The sequence below is a fragment of the Hydrophilobacter chitinilyticus genome (assembly GCF_049860745.1).
Taxonomy (GTDB): Bacteria; Pseudomonadota; Gammaproteobacteria; order Burkholderiales; family Burkholderiaceae_C; genus Rhodoferax_B.
On record NZ_CP187561.1, the window covers coordinates 5,469,003 to 5,482,728 of the forward strand.

Consider the following 13,726-nt stretch of genomic DNA (forward strand, 5'->3'; position numbering starts at 1 on the left):
TGCCCGGTGGGCATTGCCACAGGACTGACACGTCAACGTGGTGCAATGCTGCGGCTCGGCTATGGTCGCGAAAAATAATGTCGAAAGCGTGACAGAACCGAAAATAGATGCATTAGAAAAAACACTTAGAATATTTTTTCTGTTTTCTAACTTCAGCAGGAGCCGCCCCGTTGACCAAGCTCAAGCCTTCCAGCGCACGGCCTGCCAAGCGCCCTGCGGCAGCCACTCCAAAAACAAAAAAACTGGCGGCGGCGCCAACCCCCTCCCCGGCCGAGCAGTTGTTGAAGTCCATTCGCGAAGCGTTCGATTCGCTGAGCCGTCAGCTCAAGGTGATTGCGCGTTATGTGGAGCAGCACCGCGACCACATCGGCCTGGACCGCATCCAGGACGTGGCCGAGCGCTGCGGCGTGCAGCCGTCGGCGGTCATTCGGTTTGCCAAACACTTCGGTTTCTCGGGCTATACCGAGATGCAGAAAATCTTTCGCGACGGCATCGCCAAACAGATTGCGCCCAACCGCGACTACCAGGCCCGCATCCGCAGCCTGATTGAAGCCGCGCAAGGGCAACTGTCGAGCGCCGACATTGCACACGAGTTCATCGGCGGCAGCATTGCCGGCATGCAAGAGCTGCAGCGCGACCTGCACAGCACGGTGTTCGACGAAGCGGTGGCCATGCTGGCCGAGGCGCCTACCATTTGGGTGGCTGGCTCGCGCCGCTCGTTTCCTGTGGCGACCTACTTGGTCTATGCGCTGCAGCACACCGACAAACGCATTGAGCTGCTGTCCGGCCTGGGCGGCATGAGCGAAGGGCAATTGCGCGGCCTGGGCCAAGACGACGTGATGGTGGTGGTGAGCTTTTCGCCCTATGCCGAAGAGTCGATGCAGTGCGCCCAAGCCGCCATGGCCTCCGGCGCGCGCCTGATCGCCATCACCGACAGCCAGATGAGCCCACTGGCCGATTTATCTACCGCCACGCTGGTGGTGCCCGAGAGCGCCACCTTCGGCTTTCGCGCGCTGACCAACACCATGTGCCTGGCGCAGAGCCTGTTCATCGCGCTGGCGTATCAAACCGAATTGGCCTACACCCCTGTTCCCCCTCTCGCGGGCGGCCCGGTCCGCGAACTCTAAATTTCCAACAACAACCACATCAACGGAGACAACAACATGAAAAACGTCGCACTGTTTGGCGCGGGCCGCATCGGCCGCATCCACGCGGGCAACCTTGCCGCCTTGCCGGGCGTTCAACTCAAATATGTGTGCGACCCCGCCGCAACGGCAGCGGCAGATCTGGCGGGCCAACACGGCGCGCAGGTCAGCAGCGTGGAGGCGGCGTTTGCCGACCCGTCGATTGACGTGGTGGCCATTGCTTCATCTACCGACACCCATAGCGACTTGATCGTGCGCGCCGCACAAGCCGGCAAACACATCTTTTGCGAAAAGCCGGTGGACTTGTCTGTCGCCCGCGCGCAGGCCTGTGCCGACACGGTAAAGGCCGCAGGCGTGGCCTGCATGATCGGCTTTCAGCGCCGCTTCGACCCCACCTTCAACGAAGCCCGCAGCCGCATGGACCGGGGTGAAATTGGCACGCCCGAAATGCTGGTCGTCACCAGCCGCGACCCTGGCGCACCGCCGGCCGAATATTTGAAGGCCTCGGGCGGCATCTTCCGCGACATGTTGATCCACGACTTCGACATCTTCCGCTGGATTTTGTGTGTGGACGGCGACGAGGCCGACACCCTGCACGCCACTGGCTCGTGCCTGACCGACCCGGCCATCGCCGCCGTAGGCGACATCGATTGCACCGCCGTCACCATCCGCACCAAGGCGGGCCGCCTGGCGCAAATCAACACCTCGCGCCGCGCCGCCTACGGCTACGACCAGCGCTTTGAAGTGCTGGGCTCCACCGGCATGCTGCAGTGCGGCAACCACCGCCCTAGCGAAGTGGTGCAGTCCGACGCCAAAGGCGTGCGCGCCGACACGCCGGAAAACTTCTTCCTGCAGCGCTACCGCGACGCCTACCGGCTGGAGATCACGCACTTCTTTGAGTGCCTGCAGTCCGGCGCGCCGTTTCGCACCACCATTGCCGATGGCGTGGCGGCGCAAAAGCTGGCGGATGCGGCGGCGCAATCGCTGGCGTTGGGGCAGGTCGTTAAGCTGACTTGATCTCAGGGTCTCGGGCAATGATCTAATTGGGGCATCTGCCGTACCCAACGGCCTTCCCCGTCTACAGCCCCATTAGATCTAGAACCATGTCCGACATCCTGAACCAAATCGTTGAAGTCAAGCGTCAAGAGCTTGCTGCGGCCCAGAAGCGCACGTCCCCCGCGGCCATGCGTGCCGACGCCGAATCGCGCGTGTTGACGCGCGACTTCGTCGGCGCCATCCGCAGCAAAATCGCTGCAGGCCAAGCCGCCGTGATTGCCGAAGTCAAAAAAGCCAGCCCCTCCAAGGGCGTGCTGCGCGCGGGCGAATTCATCCCGGCCGACATCGCGCAGAGTTACGCCGAAGGCGGCGCGGCCTGTTTGTCTGTGCTGACGGATCGGCAGTTTTTTCAAGGCCAGGTCGACTATTTGAAGCAAGCGCGCGCCTCGTGCCAACTGCCGGTGCTGCGCAAAGACTTCATGATCGACGCCTACCAAATCTACGAATCTCGCGCGATGGGTGCCGACTGCATCTTGCTGATCGCCGCCATCCTGGACGACGCCCAAATGGCCGAGATGGAAGCCATCGCCCGCACGTTGGACATGGCGGTGCTGGTGGAAGTGCACGACGGTGCCGAATTGCAACGCGCGCTGAAGCTGAAAACACCACTGATCGGCATCAACAACCGCAACCTGCGCACATTTGAAGTCACGCTCGACACCACCATTGCTCTGCGCAAGGAAGTGCCGGCCGACCGCATCCTGGTCACCGAAAGCGGCATCTTGGGCGCGGCTGATGTGCAACGCATGCGCGAAGCCGATGTGCACGCCTTCTTGGTAGGCGAAGCGTTCATGCGCGTGGCGGAGCCAGGCGAAGCTTTGGCCGAAATGTTTGGCACGAACTGATCGCTCGACCATTGAGATCGTTGAAATAGTGAGCACGCCCCGCTGATGCAGACTGCCCCACAGGCCAATTTAGCCTTTGACTTCCCCGAAACCGAAAACCCGCCACCAGCACCACGGCTAACGGCCTGGACGCCCGAGCAGTGGCCCGTTGCAGCCGACTGGCAGCCTGCTGTAGACGCTTTTTTCAGCAGCCCCACCGGCCGCCAATTGGGCGCGTTTGTGGCACAGCGCTTGTCAGAGGGTGCCGCGGTCTATCCACCCAACCCGCTGCGTGCACTGGCGCTCACGCCGCTGCACAAGGTGCGCGTCGTCATCCTTGGCCAGGATCCCTACCACGGGCCGGGCCAAGCTGAAGGGCTGGCGTTTTCAGTTGCTCCCGGCGTTAAAACACCGCCCTCACTGCGCAACATCTTCAAAGAGTTGCAGAAAGAAGCGTTGATGTCGGCGCTACCGGCCAGCGGTTCGCTCAAAGCCTGGGCCGAAGCCGGCGTGCTGCTACTCAACACCAGCTTGACCGTGGAAGACGGCCAACCCGCGAGTCACGCGAAACGCGGCTGGGAAGTCTTCACCGATAGTATTCTGGCCACCGTTGCCGCTGAAGCGCCGGCCTGCGTTTACCTCTTATGGGGCGCCCATGCACAAGCGAAAGCGCCGCTGATCGAGCAAACCGCCAAGCGGCACGGGCGGAAAGCGTTGCTGTTGCAATCCAACCACCCGTCGCCACTCTCGGCTAGTCGCCCTCCCGTGCCTTTTCTCGGCTGCGACCACTTCTTAAAAGCTCAAGCTTGGCTGCAGGAGCAGAACATTGCAATGGACTGGCGGCTTTGATGCGCCGATGAAATGTGAAGATGGTTGAGATGACAAGAAGAAATCAACTTAGTTGAGCGCTCAGCCAGAAAAGGCTCCGAAATCGCCTAGAATGGCGCCAATCGAAATACAGATATTTTGGCAATTCACCAAAATGTGCTATATTTCGAGGTTCGCTGGAGAGGTGGCCGAGTGGTTAATGGCAGCAGACTGTAAATCTGCCCTCTTACGAGTACGCTGGTTCGAATCCAGCCCTCTCCACCATCAACCTGGTTGATGAATGCGAAAGAATTGAAAGTATCGGCGGCGCTTGGATGCAACGCTTGGAGGCTACTCATTGTGGTACTTCTTTGCGGGAGTAGTTCAATGGTAGAACCCTAGCCTTCCAAGCTAATGACGCGGGTTCGATTCCCGTCTCCCGCTCCATGAGCGCCGAGCGATACGAAGAATGCAGGGTTTGTGCAAGCGGTTTGCACAAAGTACTTGTAAGTGCCCTTTTGGCTCAGTGGTAGAGCACTCCCTTGGTAAGGGAGAGGTCGCGGGTCCGATTCCCGCAAAGGGCACCAAATTTATTCCGCTTTGGTGTGCCGCACACAGACACCAGCGTTTGGTTGTTTGATTTGAGTTGTTTTTTTCGGAGCCGAAAAAATGGGAAAAGAAAAGTTTGAACGTACCAAGCCGCACGTCAACGTTGGCACGATTGGCCACGTGGACCACGGCAAGACCACGCTGACCGCAGCCATCACCACCGTTTTGGCAGCCAAGTTCGGCGGCCAAGCCAAGGCCTACGACCAGATCGACGCAGCTCCTGAAGAAAAGGCACGCGGCATCACGATCAACACCGCCCACGTCGAATACGAAACCGCCAATCGCCACTACGCCCACGTGGATTGCCCCGGTCACGCCGACTATGTGAAGAACATGATCACCGGTGCCGCCCAGATGGACGGCGCCATTTTGGTGTGTTCGGCCGCTGACGGCCCAATGCCCCAAACCCGTGAACACATCTTGTTGGCCCGCCAAGTGGGCGTGCCTTACATCATCGTGTTCCTGAACAAGTGCGACATGGTCGACGACGCCGAACTGCTCGAACTCGTTGAAATGGAAGTGCGCGAGCTGCTCGACAAATACGAATTCCCAGGCGACGACACCCCCATCATCCACGGCAGCGCCAAGCTGGCCATGGAAGGTGACAAGGGCGACCTCGGCGAAGGCGCGATTTTGAAGTTGGCCGAAGCACTGGACAGCTACATCCCCACGCCTGAGCGCGCTGTGGACGGCGCTTTCCTGATGCCCGTGGAAGACGTGTTCTCGATCTCCGGTCGCGGCACCGTGGTGACCGGCCGTGTCGAACGCGGCATCATCAAGGTCGGCGAAGAAATCGAAATCGTCGGTATCGCTGACACGCAAAAGACCATCTGCACCGGCGTGGAAATGTTCCGCAAGCTGCTGGACCAAGGCCAAGCTGGCGACAACGTTGGCATCTTGCTGCGCGGTACCAAGCGCGAAGACGTGCAACGCGGCCAAGTGCTGTGCAAGCCCGGTTCGATCAAGCCCCACACCCACTTCACGGGTGAGGTGTATGTGCTGTCGAAGGACGAAGGTGGCCGTCACACGCCTTTCTTCAATAACTACCGTCCTCAGTTCTACTTCCGTACGACCGACGTGACCGGCGCCATCGAATTGCCAGAAGGCAAGGAAATGGTCATGCCTGGTGACAACGTGTCGATCACGGTCAAGCTGATCGCCCCGATCGCCATGGAAGAAGGCCTGCGCTTCGCTATCCGCGAAGGCGGCAAGACCGTTGGCGCTGGCGTTGTGGCCAAGATCATCGCTTAAGTAATAGTTTGTAGGGGTATAGCTCAATTGGCAGAGCGTCGGTCTCCAAAACCGAAGGTTGTAAGTTCGATTCTTACTGCCCCTGCCACCTGATAAGGTGGAAAAACAAGCCCGTCATGACCTGACGGGCTTCTGTGTCTCAAGAGACACCATGTATTTGATTCAGGAAATTGCCAAAAATGGCCACTTCGCAAGTTGAAACCATCAACACCGGCGCCGACAAAGCCAAATTGGCTTTGGCAGCAGTCCTAGTGATTGGTGCCCTGGCAGCGTTTTATCTCTTGGGAAAACAGGGCCCGCTTGCACAGTGGAGCGCTCTGATTGTTGGCTTGGCTGCTGCCTTGGCCAGCTTTTTCACGTCTGAGCCAGGCAAACAACTGATTGGCTTTGGCCGCGATTCGTGGCGCGAAGTCAAGAAGGTCGTCTGGCCTACACGCAAAGAAGCGGTGCAGATGACCTTGTACGTGTTCGGCTTTGTCGTCGTCATGGCGCTGTTTTTGTGGTTCACCGACAAAACCCTCGAATGGGTGCTGTACGACTTGATCTTGGGCTGGAAAAAATAATGACTGATTCCGTAGAGACAACCGTTGCAGAAACGCCTGTCAACCCCGATCTGCGTTGGTACATCGTCCATGCCTACTCTGGCATGGAAAAGGCTGTAGAGCGCAATATTGCAGAACGCATTGTCCAATCGGGCATGCAAGCCAAGTTTGCACGCATTTTGGTGCCGACTGAAGAAGTGGTTGAAGTTCGCAATGGTCAGCGTAAGACGACAGAACGCCGCCTGTTCCCAGGTTACGTTTTTGTTGAAATGGTGATGGACGACGAGTCGTGGCACTTGGTCAAGCACACCAATAAAGTGACAGGTTTTGTGGGCGGCGCTAAAAACCGCCCTGCTCCTATTTCTGAAGCAGAAGTTCAGAAAATCGTGAGTCAAATGCAAGAAGGCAACGACAAGCCACGCCACAAGATTGAATTTTTGGTTGGCGAACTGGTCCGAGTCAAAGAAGGTCCTTTCACAGACTTCAACGGCTCGGTCGAAGAAGTCAACTACGAAAAGAACAAGGTTCGCGTGTCGGTCACGATTTTTGGTCGTGCAACCCCTGTGGAGCTTGAGTTCAGCCAGGTCGAAAAGACCTGATCTGAAAAGAATTTAAAAACTTGGATTCCATGTTTTACGACTCGACATGGATGTTTTTGAGAGTCGCAACCAACGGGGAGCACGCAGCAGTCAAGTGACCGCAAGCATGCGTTACCACCCGTAAGGAGTTAAACAATGGCGAAGAAAATCGTCGGCTTTATCAAGCTGCAAGTCCCAGCTGGCAAGGCCAACCCATCCCCACCAATCGGTCCAGCCCTGGGTCAACGTGGTTTGAACATCATGGAATTCTGCAAGGCGTTCAACGCCCAGACCCAGGGTGTTGAGCCTGGTCTGCCACTGCCAGTGGTGATCACCGCTTTTGCGGACAAGAGCTTCACCTTCATCATCAAGACGCCGCCTGCGACCGTCCTGATCAAGAAGTCCATCAAGTTGGACAAGGGCTCTGCACGTCCTCACACCGACAAGGTCGGCAAGATCACGCGCGCTCAGCTCGAAGAGATCGCCAAGACCAAGATGAAGGACATGACAGCAGCTGATCTGGACGCCGCTGTCCGCACGATCGCTGGTACCGCTCGCTCGATGGGCGTGAATGTGGAGGGCGTTTAAATGTCCAAGCTGACCAAAAAACAAAAAGCATTCGTTGGCAAAGTTGACAGCGGCAAGCTGTACACCCTGACCGACGCACTGGCCCTGGTAAAAGAGTGCGCCAACGCCAAGTTCGATGAATCCATCGACGTGGCTGTGCAACTCGGCGTGGACGCCAAGAAGTCGGATCAAGTGGTGCGTGGCGCCGTGGTGTTGCCTAACGGCACCGGCAAGACTGTTCGCGTGGCTGTGTTCGCCCAAGGCGCCAAGGCTGAAGAAGCCAAGGCTGCCGGCGCCGACATCGTTGGCATGGACGACCTGGCCGCTCAAGTCAAGGCTGGCGACATGCCTTTCGACGTGGTGATCGCTGCTCCTGACGCCATGCGCGTTGTGGGTACGCTGGGTCAGATTCTGGGCCCACGTGGTCTGATGCCTAACCCCAAGGTTGGCACCGTGACCCCAGACGTCGCTACCGCCGTCAAGAACGCCAAGGCCGGTCAAGTTCAGTTCCGCGTGGACAAAGCCGGTATCGTGCACAGCACGATCGGTCGCCGTTCGTTCGAATCTGACAAGCTGCAAGGTAACTTGGTTGCACTGGTTGACGCCTTGACCAAGGCCAAGCCAGCGTCGAGCAAGGGTGTTTACCTGCGCAAGATTGCACTGTCGTCGACAATGGGCGTGGGCGTTCGCGTCGACACCCAGTCCGTCGCAGCGTAATTGCAAAAAATTCAGCCGCTTGGTTCGCCAAGTGGCTGGGGTGGTGGGCTGCAAATGCAATGTGAAAAGTGTTTGCAGGTCATCCAAGACCGTTGGTGCGTAGATTAACTATGCTTAATCAGTGAAAACCAACGCAGATGGCGATCCCGCTGCTGATGGACGTGAATCCTGATCAGTTGGTCGCTGCAAAGTGTTGTGTGGAACGGTAACCCGAACCACACGTTTTAAGGAGTTGACCTTGAGTCTAAATCGCAGTGAGAAAGAAGCGGTCATCAGTGATGTGACCAGCCTCGCCGCTAAAGCTCAAACGCTCGTGATCGCGGAATACCGTGGCATTACGGTCGCCGACATGACCAAACTGCGCAGCACCGCGCGCAGCAATGGCGTTAGCCTCAGCGTGTTGAAAAACACCCTGGCTCGCCGTGCTGTTGCAGGTAGCGCGTTTGAGATCGTGTCCGACCAAATGACCGGTCCTCTGATCTATGGCTTTTCCGAAGATGCAGTAGCCGCCGCTAAGGTGGTTGCAGAGTTCGCCAAGACCAACGACAAGTTGGTGATTCGTGGCGGCGCATACGGCGGCAAGGCTTTGGACGTGAACGGCGTTAAACAACTGGCAAGCATCCCTTCCAAGGAAGTGTTGTTGGCCCAGTTGCTGGGCTTGATGCAATCCCCAGTTTCTCGTACCGCCCGCGTGCTCGCGGCTCTGGCCGAGAAAAAGGGTGCAGGCGAAGCCGCTCCTGCAGCAGAACCTGCTGCAGAGGCCGCCGCAGCTTAATTAGCTGTAGCGCAGTTCTAAACAATTTAGTGACTTCGGGACGGACAAGAGATCGTTATCTCGCCCCTCCCCAACTGAAATAGGAAATCAAAATGGCATTCGATAAAGACGCATTTTTGACCGCACTGGACAGCATGTCGGTCATGGAACTCAACGACCTGGTGAAAGCCATCGAAGAGAAATTTGGCGTGAGCGCAGCCGCTATGGCCGCTCCTGCTGCTGCTGGCGGCGGCGCTGCTGCAGCTGCAGAAGAAAAGACCGAGTTCAACGTTGTGCTGACCGAAGCCGGTGCGAACAAGGTTTCGGTCATTAAGGCCGTGCGTGAAATCACCGGTCTGGGCCTGAAAGAAGCCAAGGACCTGGTGGACGGCGCTCCAAAGAACGTCAAGGAAGGCATTGCCAAGGCTGACGCTGAAGCTGCCAAGAAGAAGCTTGAAGAAGCTGGCGCCAAGGTCGAACTCAAGTAATCGACCTGATTGCCGGGGCTGGGGTGCTCTTCTGGGGCCCCCAGCCTTTCGTGCTTGTAAGAGCACACTGAAAAGCGGTTCGATTTAACCGTTTTTCAGTGTCTTCTGGACCCGACTGCAGAAGATGCCTTGGTTCGGATTGCGTGCAACGCGCAATCGTCCGCCATGGTTGGTAGTGGCCAACCGCCAAGTTCGTGGGGTATGACGCCCGACAACACAGTCGATTGGCCCCCAGGATTCCATAGTCCTCGCCCGGAGATCTCATGGCTTATACGTACACCGAACGCAAACGCATTCGCAAAAATTTCGGCAGCCGCGACAGCGTGCTCGAAGTCCCTTACCTTCTCCAGATGCAAAAGGACGCATATACCGCGTTCTTGCAAGCTGACGCAGCGCCCCAGAAACGCACAGCCGACGGGCTGCAAGCAGCCTTTGAGGCCGCGTTCCCGATCGTCTCCCACAACGGCTTCGTGGAAATGAAGTACGTGGAGTACAACCTAGCCCGCCCAGCGTTCGACGTGCGTGAATGCCAAACCCGTGGTTTGACGTTCTCTTCCGCCGTTCGCGCGAAAGTGCAACTGATCATTTACGACCGCGAGTCGTCGACGGCTCAGTCCAAGGTGGTCAAAGAGGTGAAAGAGCAAGAAGTCTACATGGGCGAAGTGCCCCTGATGACGGAAAAGGGCTCGTTCATCATCAACGGTACCGAGCGCGTGATCGTGTCTCAGTTGCACCGTTCGCCTGGCGTGTTCTTTGAACACGACAAGGGCAAGACCCACAGCTCCGGCAAGTTGCTGTTCTCGGCACGCGTGATTCCTTACCGTGGTTCGTGGCTCGACTTCGAATTCGACCCGAAGGACATCCTGTACTTCCGCGTTGACCGTCGCCGCAAGATGCCCGTGACGATTCTGCTGAAGGCCATTGGCCTGATGCCTGAATCGATCTTGGCCAACTTCTTTGTGAACGACAACTTCCGTCTGATGGACAGCGGCGCGCAAATGGAATTCGTTTCCGAGCGTCTGCGTGGCGAAGTGGCGCGTTTCGACATCACTGACAAGGCCGGCAAGGTCATCGTGGCCAAGGACAAGCGCGTCACCGCCCGCCATACCCGTGAACTCGAACAATCTGGCACCACGCACATCAGCGTGCCAGAAGACTTCCTGATCGGTCGTGTGGTCGCCAAGAACATCGTTGACGGCGACACCGGCGAAATCATCGCCAAGGCCAACGACGAGCTGACCGAAGCGCTGCTGAAGAAGCTGCGCAGCGCCGGCGTGCAAGACCTGCCTTGCATCTACACCAACGAACTCGACCAAGGCGCCTACATCTCTCAGACCCTGCGTGGTGACGAAACCGTCGACGAGTTTGCAGCACGTGTGGCCATCTACCGCATGATGCGCCCTGGCGAGCCGCCAACGGAAGACGCTGTTCAAGCCCTGTTCCAACGCCTGTTCTACAACCCAGACACGTACGACCTGTCGCGCGTGGGCCGGATGAAGTTCAACGCCAAGATGGGTCGCGACGAGCCTACGGGCCCAATGGTGTTGACCAACGAAGACATCTTGTCTGTGGTCAAGATCCTGGTGGATCTGCGCAATGGCCGCGGCGAAGTCGATGACATCGACCACTTGGGCAATCGCCGCGTGCGTTGCGTCGGTGAGCTGGCTGAAAACCAATACCGCGCCGGTCTGGCACGTATTGAAAAGGCTGTGAAGGAACGTCTGGGCCAAGCGGAACAAGAGCCGCTGATGCCGCACGATCTGATCAACTCAAAGCCGATCTCTGCTGCTCTGAAAGAGTTCTTCGGTGCGTCCCAACTGTCGCAGTTCATGGACCAAACCAACCCACTGTCCGAAATCACGCACAAGCGTCGTGTTTCGGCCCTTGGCCCAGGTGGTTTGACCCGCGAACGCGCTGGCTTTGAAGTACGTGACGTGCACGTGACCCACTACGGTCGTGTGTGCCCGATCGAAACGCCGGAAGGTCCAAACATTGGTCTGATCAACTCGTTGGCTCTGTACGCCCGCCTGAACGAATACGGTTTCATCGAAACACCGTACCGTCGCGTGGTCGACAGCAAGGTCACCAACGAAATTGACTACCTGTCGGCCATTGAAGAAGGCAAGTACGTCATCGCGCAGGCCAACGCCGCGCTCGACAAAGAAGGCAAGCTGACTGGCGACCTTGTTTCCGCACGTGAGCGCGGCGAATCCATCTTGGTCGGCGCTGAACGCATCCAGTACATGGACGTGTCACCTGCGCAGATCGTGTCGGTTGCTGCGTCGCTCGTGCCGTTCCTGGAACACGATGATGCGAACCGCGCATTGATGGGCGCCAACATGCAGCGTCAAGCTGTGCCCGTGTTGCGCCCTGAAAAGCCATTCGTCGGTACCGGTATCGAGCGCGTTGCTGCGGTCGACTCGGGCACCGTCGTCACCGCAACCCGCGGTGGTGTGGTGGACTACGTGGACGCTACCCGCATCGTGATTCGCGTGAACGACGCGGAAGCCGCTGCTGGCGAAGTCGGTGTGGACATCTACAACCTGATCAAGTACCAACGCTCCAACCAGAACACCAACATCCACCAGCGCCCTATCGTCCGCAAGGGCGACAAGCTGGCCAAGGGTGACGTGATTGCCGACGGCGCTTCGACCGACATGGGCGAATTGGCCCTGGGTCAGAACATGCTGATCGCCTTCATGCCATGGAACGGCTACAACTTCGAAGATTCGATCTTGATCTCGGAACGCGTCGTCGCTGACGACCGCTACACCTCGATCCATATCGAAGAACTCGTGGTCATGGCACGCGACACCAAGCTGGGTGCAGAAGACATCACGCGCGACATCCCGAACCTGAGCGAACAACAGCTGAACCGCCTGGACGAGTCCGGCATCATCTACGTTGGCGCCGAAGTGCAACCTGGCGACACGCTGGTGGGCAAGGTCACGCCTAAGGGTGAAACCACGCTGACGCCAGAAGAAAAGCTGCTGCGCGCCATCTTCGGTGAAAAAGCTTCTGACGTGAAAGACACGTCGCTGCGCGTGGACCAAGGTTCGCAAGGCACCGTGATCGACGTGCAAGTGTTCACGCGTGAAGGCATCCAACGCGACAAGCGCGCCCAGCAGATCATCGACGATGAACTCAAGCGCTTCCGCCTGGACCTGAACGACCAGTTGCGCATCGTGGAGGCCGACGCGTTCGACCGTATCGAAAAGCTGCTGATCGGCAAGGTCGCCAACGGTGGCCCGCAAAAGCTGGCCAAGGGCACCAAGCTCGACAAGGCTTACCTGTCGTCGGTGGAGAAATTCCACTGGTTCGACATTCGCCCTGCCGACGATGAAGTCGCCACGCAGCTTGAATCGATCAAGAACTCGCTCGAACAAACCCGCCACAGCTTCGACCTGGCTTTTGAAGAAAAGCGCAAGAAGCTGACGCAAGGCGACGAGTTGCCAGCAGGCGTGTTGAAGATGGTCAAGGTCTACCTGGCCGTCAAGCGCCGCCTGCAGCCTGGCGACAAGATGGCCGGCCGTCACGGCAACAAGGGTGTGGTGTCGAAGATCGTTCCGGTCGAAGACATGCCTTACATGGCCGACGGTACGCCGTGCGACATCGTGCTGAACCCGCTGGGCGTGCCTTCGCGGATGAACGTGGGTCAGGTTTTGGAAGTGCACTTGGGCTGGGCTGCCAAGGGTATCGGCCAACGCATTGGCGACATGCTGCAAGCCGAAGCCAAGGTTGCCGAACTGCGCACCTACTTCGACACGCTGTACAACAACACCGGCCGCAAGGAAGATCTGTCGTTGTTGAGCGATACCGAAGTGCTGGAAATGGCCGAGAACCTGTCGCAAGGTCTGCCGTTTGCCACGCCGGTGTTCGACGGTGCTGCGGAAGAAAACATCCGCGAAATGCTGAAGCTGGCTTACCCCGATGCAGAGGCTACACGCAAGGGCCTGACCGCCACGCGCACACAAGCCAACCTGTTTGATGGCCGCACGGGTGAACCGTTTGACCGTTCGACCACCGTCGGCTACATGCACTTCTTGAAGCTGCACCACTTGGTGGACGACAAGATGCACGCCCGTTCGACCGGCCCTTACTCGCTCGTCACGCAGCAGCCGCTGGGTGGTAAGGCGCAGTTCGGTGGTCAGCGTTTCGGGGAAATGGAAGTGTGGGCGCTGGAAGCTTACGGCGCCTCTTACACCCTGCAAGAAATGTTGACGGTCAAGTCGGACGACGTGGTCGGCCGCACCAAGGTCTACGAGAGCATCGTCAAGGGCGAACACGCGATCGAAGCCGGCATGCCGGAATCGTTCAACGTGCTGGTCAAGGAAATCCGCTCGTTGGGTATCGACATCGAACTCGAACGCAGCTAATCGCAGGAAAGA

General features: G+C 58.1%; 12 protein-coding genes and 4 tRNA genes. All 16 read left to right on the forward strand.

Features of this window, described 5'->3' with window-relative positions:
- The first annotated feature begins 242 nt into the window (after positions 1-242).
- Positions 243-1,127 (forward strand): MurR/RpiR family transcriptional regulator, encoded by an 885-nt coding sequence (locus tag ACPWMG_RS24555; RefSeq protein ID WP_483305333.1) that lies wholly within the window; start codon positions 243-245, stop codon positions 1,125-1,127.
- A 36-nt stretch (positions 1,128-1,163) separates the two neighbouring features.
- A complete protein-coding gene (gene iolG, locus ACPWMG_RS24560; protein WP_483302106.1) occupies positions 1,164-2,162 on the forward strand; it encodes an inositol 2-dehydrogenase in 999 nt (332 codons plus the stop codon).
- Positions 2,163-2,248: 86 nt separating this feature from the next.
- On the forward strand, positions 2,249-3,046 hold the full coding sequence (gene trpC, locus ACPWMG_RS24565) for an indole-3-glycerol phosphate synthase TrpC (RefSeq protein WP_483302107.1): 798 nt from the start codon (positions 2,249-2,251) through the stop codon (positions 3,044-3,046).
- A 45-nt stretch (positions 3,047-3,091) separates the two neighbouring features.
- Positions 3,092-3,874: a uracil-DNA glycosylase gene (locus tag ACPWMG_RS24570; protein ID WP_483302108.1), complete on the forward strand. Its 783-nt coding sequence runs from the start codon at positions 3,092-3,094 to the stop codon at positions 3,872-3,874.
- A 157-nt stretch (positions 3,875-4,031) separates the two neighbouring features.
- Positions 4,032-4,117 (forward strand) — tRNA-Tyr (locus ACPWMG_RS24575).
- A gap of 88 nt (positions 4,118-4,205) precedes the next feature.
- Positions 4,206-4,279 (forward strand) — tRNA-Gly (locus tag ACPWMG_RS24580).
- A gap of 65 nt (positions 4,280-4,344) precedes the next feature.
- Positions 4,345-4,419: transfer RNA gene (locus ACPWMG_RS24585), tRNA-Thr, on the forward strand.
- Between the two features lie 82 nt (positions 4,420-4,501).
- Positions 4,502-5,692: an elongation factor Tu gene (tuf, locus tag ACPWMG_RS24590; protein ID WP_483302109.1), complete on the forward strand. Its 1,191-nt coding sequence runs from the start codon at positions 4,502-4,504 to the stop codon at positions 5,690-5,692.
- Between the two features lie 12 nt (positions 5,693-5,704).
- Positions 5,705-5,780, forward strand: a tRNA-Trp gene (locus ACPWMG_RS24595).
- A gap of 91 nt (positions 5,781-5,871) precedes the next feature.
- The gene (gene secE, locus ACPWMG_RS24600) at positions 5,872-6,255 is read left to right on the forward strand and encodes a preprotein translocase subunit SecE (protein ID WP_483302110.1); all 384 of its coding nucleotides are present in this window, start codon (positions 5,872-5,874) and stop codon (positions 6,253-6,255) included.
- Positions 6,255-6,833: a transcription termination/antitermination protein NusG gene (nusG, locus tag ACPWMG_RS24605; protein ID WP_483302111.1), complete on the forward strand. Its 579-nt coding sequence runs from the start codon at positions 6,255-6,257 to the stop codon at positions 6,831-6,833. Before secE ends, nusG begins: the two co-directional genes overlap by 1 nt.
- A gap of 135 nt (positions 6,834-6,968) precedes the next feature.
- Complete coding sequence (gene rplK / locus ACPWMG_RS24610; protein WP_422834311.1) at positions 6,969-7,400, forward strand: 50S ribosomal protein L11; 432 nt, start codon at positions 6,969-6,971, stop codon at positions 7,398-7,400.
- Complete coding sequence (gene rplA, locus ACPWMG_RS24615) at positions 7,401-8,096, forward strand: 50S ribosomal protein L1 (protein WP_483302112.1); 696 nt, start codon at positions 7,401-7,403, stop codon at positions 8,094-8,096.
- A 238-nt stretch (positions 8,097-8,334) separates the two neighbouring features.
- Complete coding sequence (gene rplJ, locus ACPWMG_RS24620; protein ID WP_483302113.1) at positions 8,335-8,871, forward strand: 50S ribosomal protein L10; 537 nt, start codon at positions 8,335-8,337, stop codon at positions 8,869-8,871.
- Between the two features lie 92 nt (positions 8,872-8,963).
- Positions 8,964-9,338, forward strand: coding sequence for a 50S ribosomal protein L7/L12 (gene rplL / locus ACPWMG_RS24625; protein ID WP_483302114.1), 375 nt, complete (start codon positions 8,964-8,966; stop codon positions 9,336-9,338).
- 263 nt (positions 9,339-9,601) lie between these two features.
- The gene (gene rpoB, locus ACPWMG_RS24630) at positions 9,602-13,714 is read left to right on the forward strand and encodes a DNA-directed RNA polymerase subunit beta (protein ID WP_483302115.1); all 4,113 of its coding nucleotides are present in this window, start codon (positions 9,602-9,604) and stop codon (positions 13,712-13,714) included.
- The last annotated feature ends 12 nt before the right edge of the window (positions 13,715-13,726 follow it).

What these genes read in the sequence shown, in the direction of transcription:
- ACPWMG_RS24570 (WP_483302108.1), top strand. Translation starts at nt 3,092, where the DNA reads ATGCAGACTGCCCCACAGGCCAATTTAGCCTTTGACTTCCCCGAAACC.
- rpoB (WP_483302115.1), top strand. Translation starts at nt 9,602, where the DNA reads ATGGCTTATACGTACACCGAACGCAAACGCATTCGCAAAAATTTCGGC.
- tuf (WP_483302109.1), top strand. Translation starts at nt 4,502, where the DNA reads ATGGGAAAAGAAAAGTTTGAACGTACCAAGCCGCACGTCAACGTTGGC.
- secE (WP_483302110.1), top strand. Translation starts at nt 5,872, where the DNA reads ATGGCCACTTCGCAAGTTGAAACCATCAACACCGGCGCCGACAAAGCC.
- rplA (WP_483302112.1), top strand. Translation starts at nt 7,401, where the DNA reads ATGTCCAAGCTGACCAAAAAACAAAAAGCATTCGTTGGCAAAGTTGAC.
- trpC (WP_483302107.1), top strand. Translation starts at nt 2,249, where the DNA reads ATGTCCGACATCCTGAACCAAATCGTTGAAGTCAAGCGTCAAGAGCTT.
- rplK (WP_422834311.1), top strand. Translation starts at nt 6,969, where the DNA reads ATGGCGAAGAAAATCGTCGGCTTTATCAAGCTGCAAGTCCCAGCTGGC.
- rplL (WP_483302114.1), top strand. Translation starts at nt 8,964, where the DNA reads ATGGCATTCGATAAAGACGCATTTTTGACCGCACTGGACAGCATGTCG.
- nusG (WP_483302111.1), top strand. Translation starts at nt 6,255, where the DNA reads ATGACTGATTCCGTAGAGACAACCGTTGCAGAAACGCCTGTCAACCCC.
- iolG (WP_483302106.1), top strand. Translation starts at nt 1,164, where the DNA reads ATGAAAAACGTCGCACTGTTTGGCGCGGGCCGCATCGGCCGCATCCAC.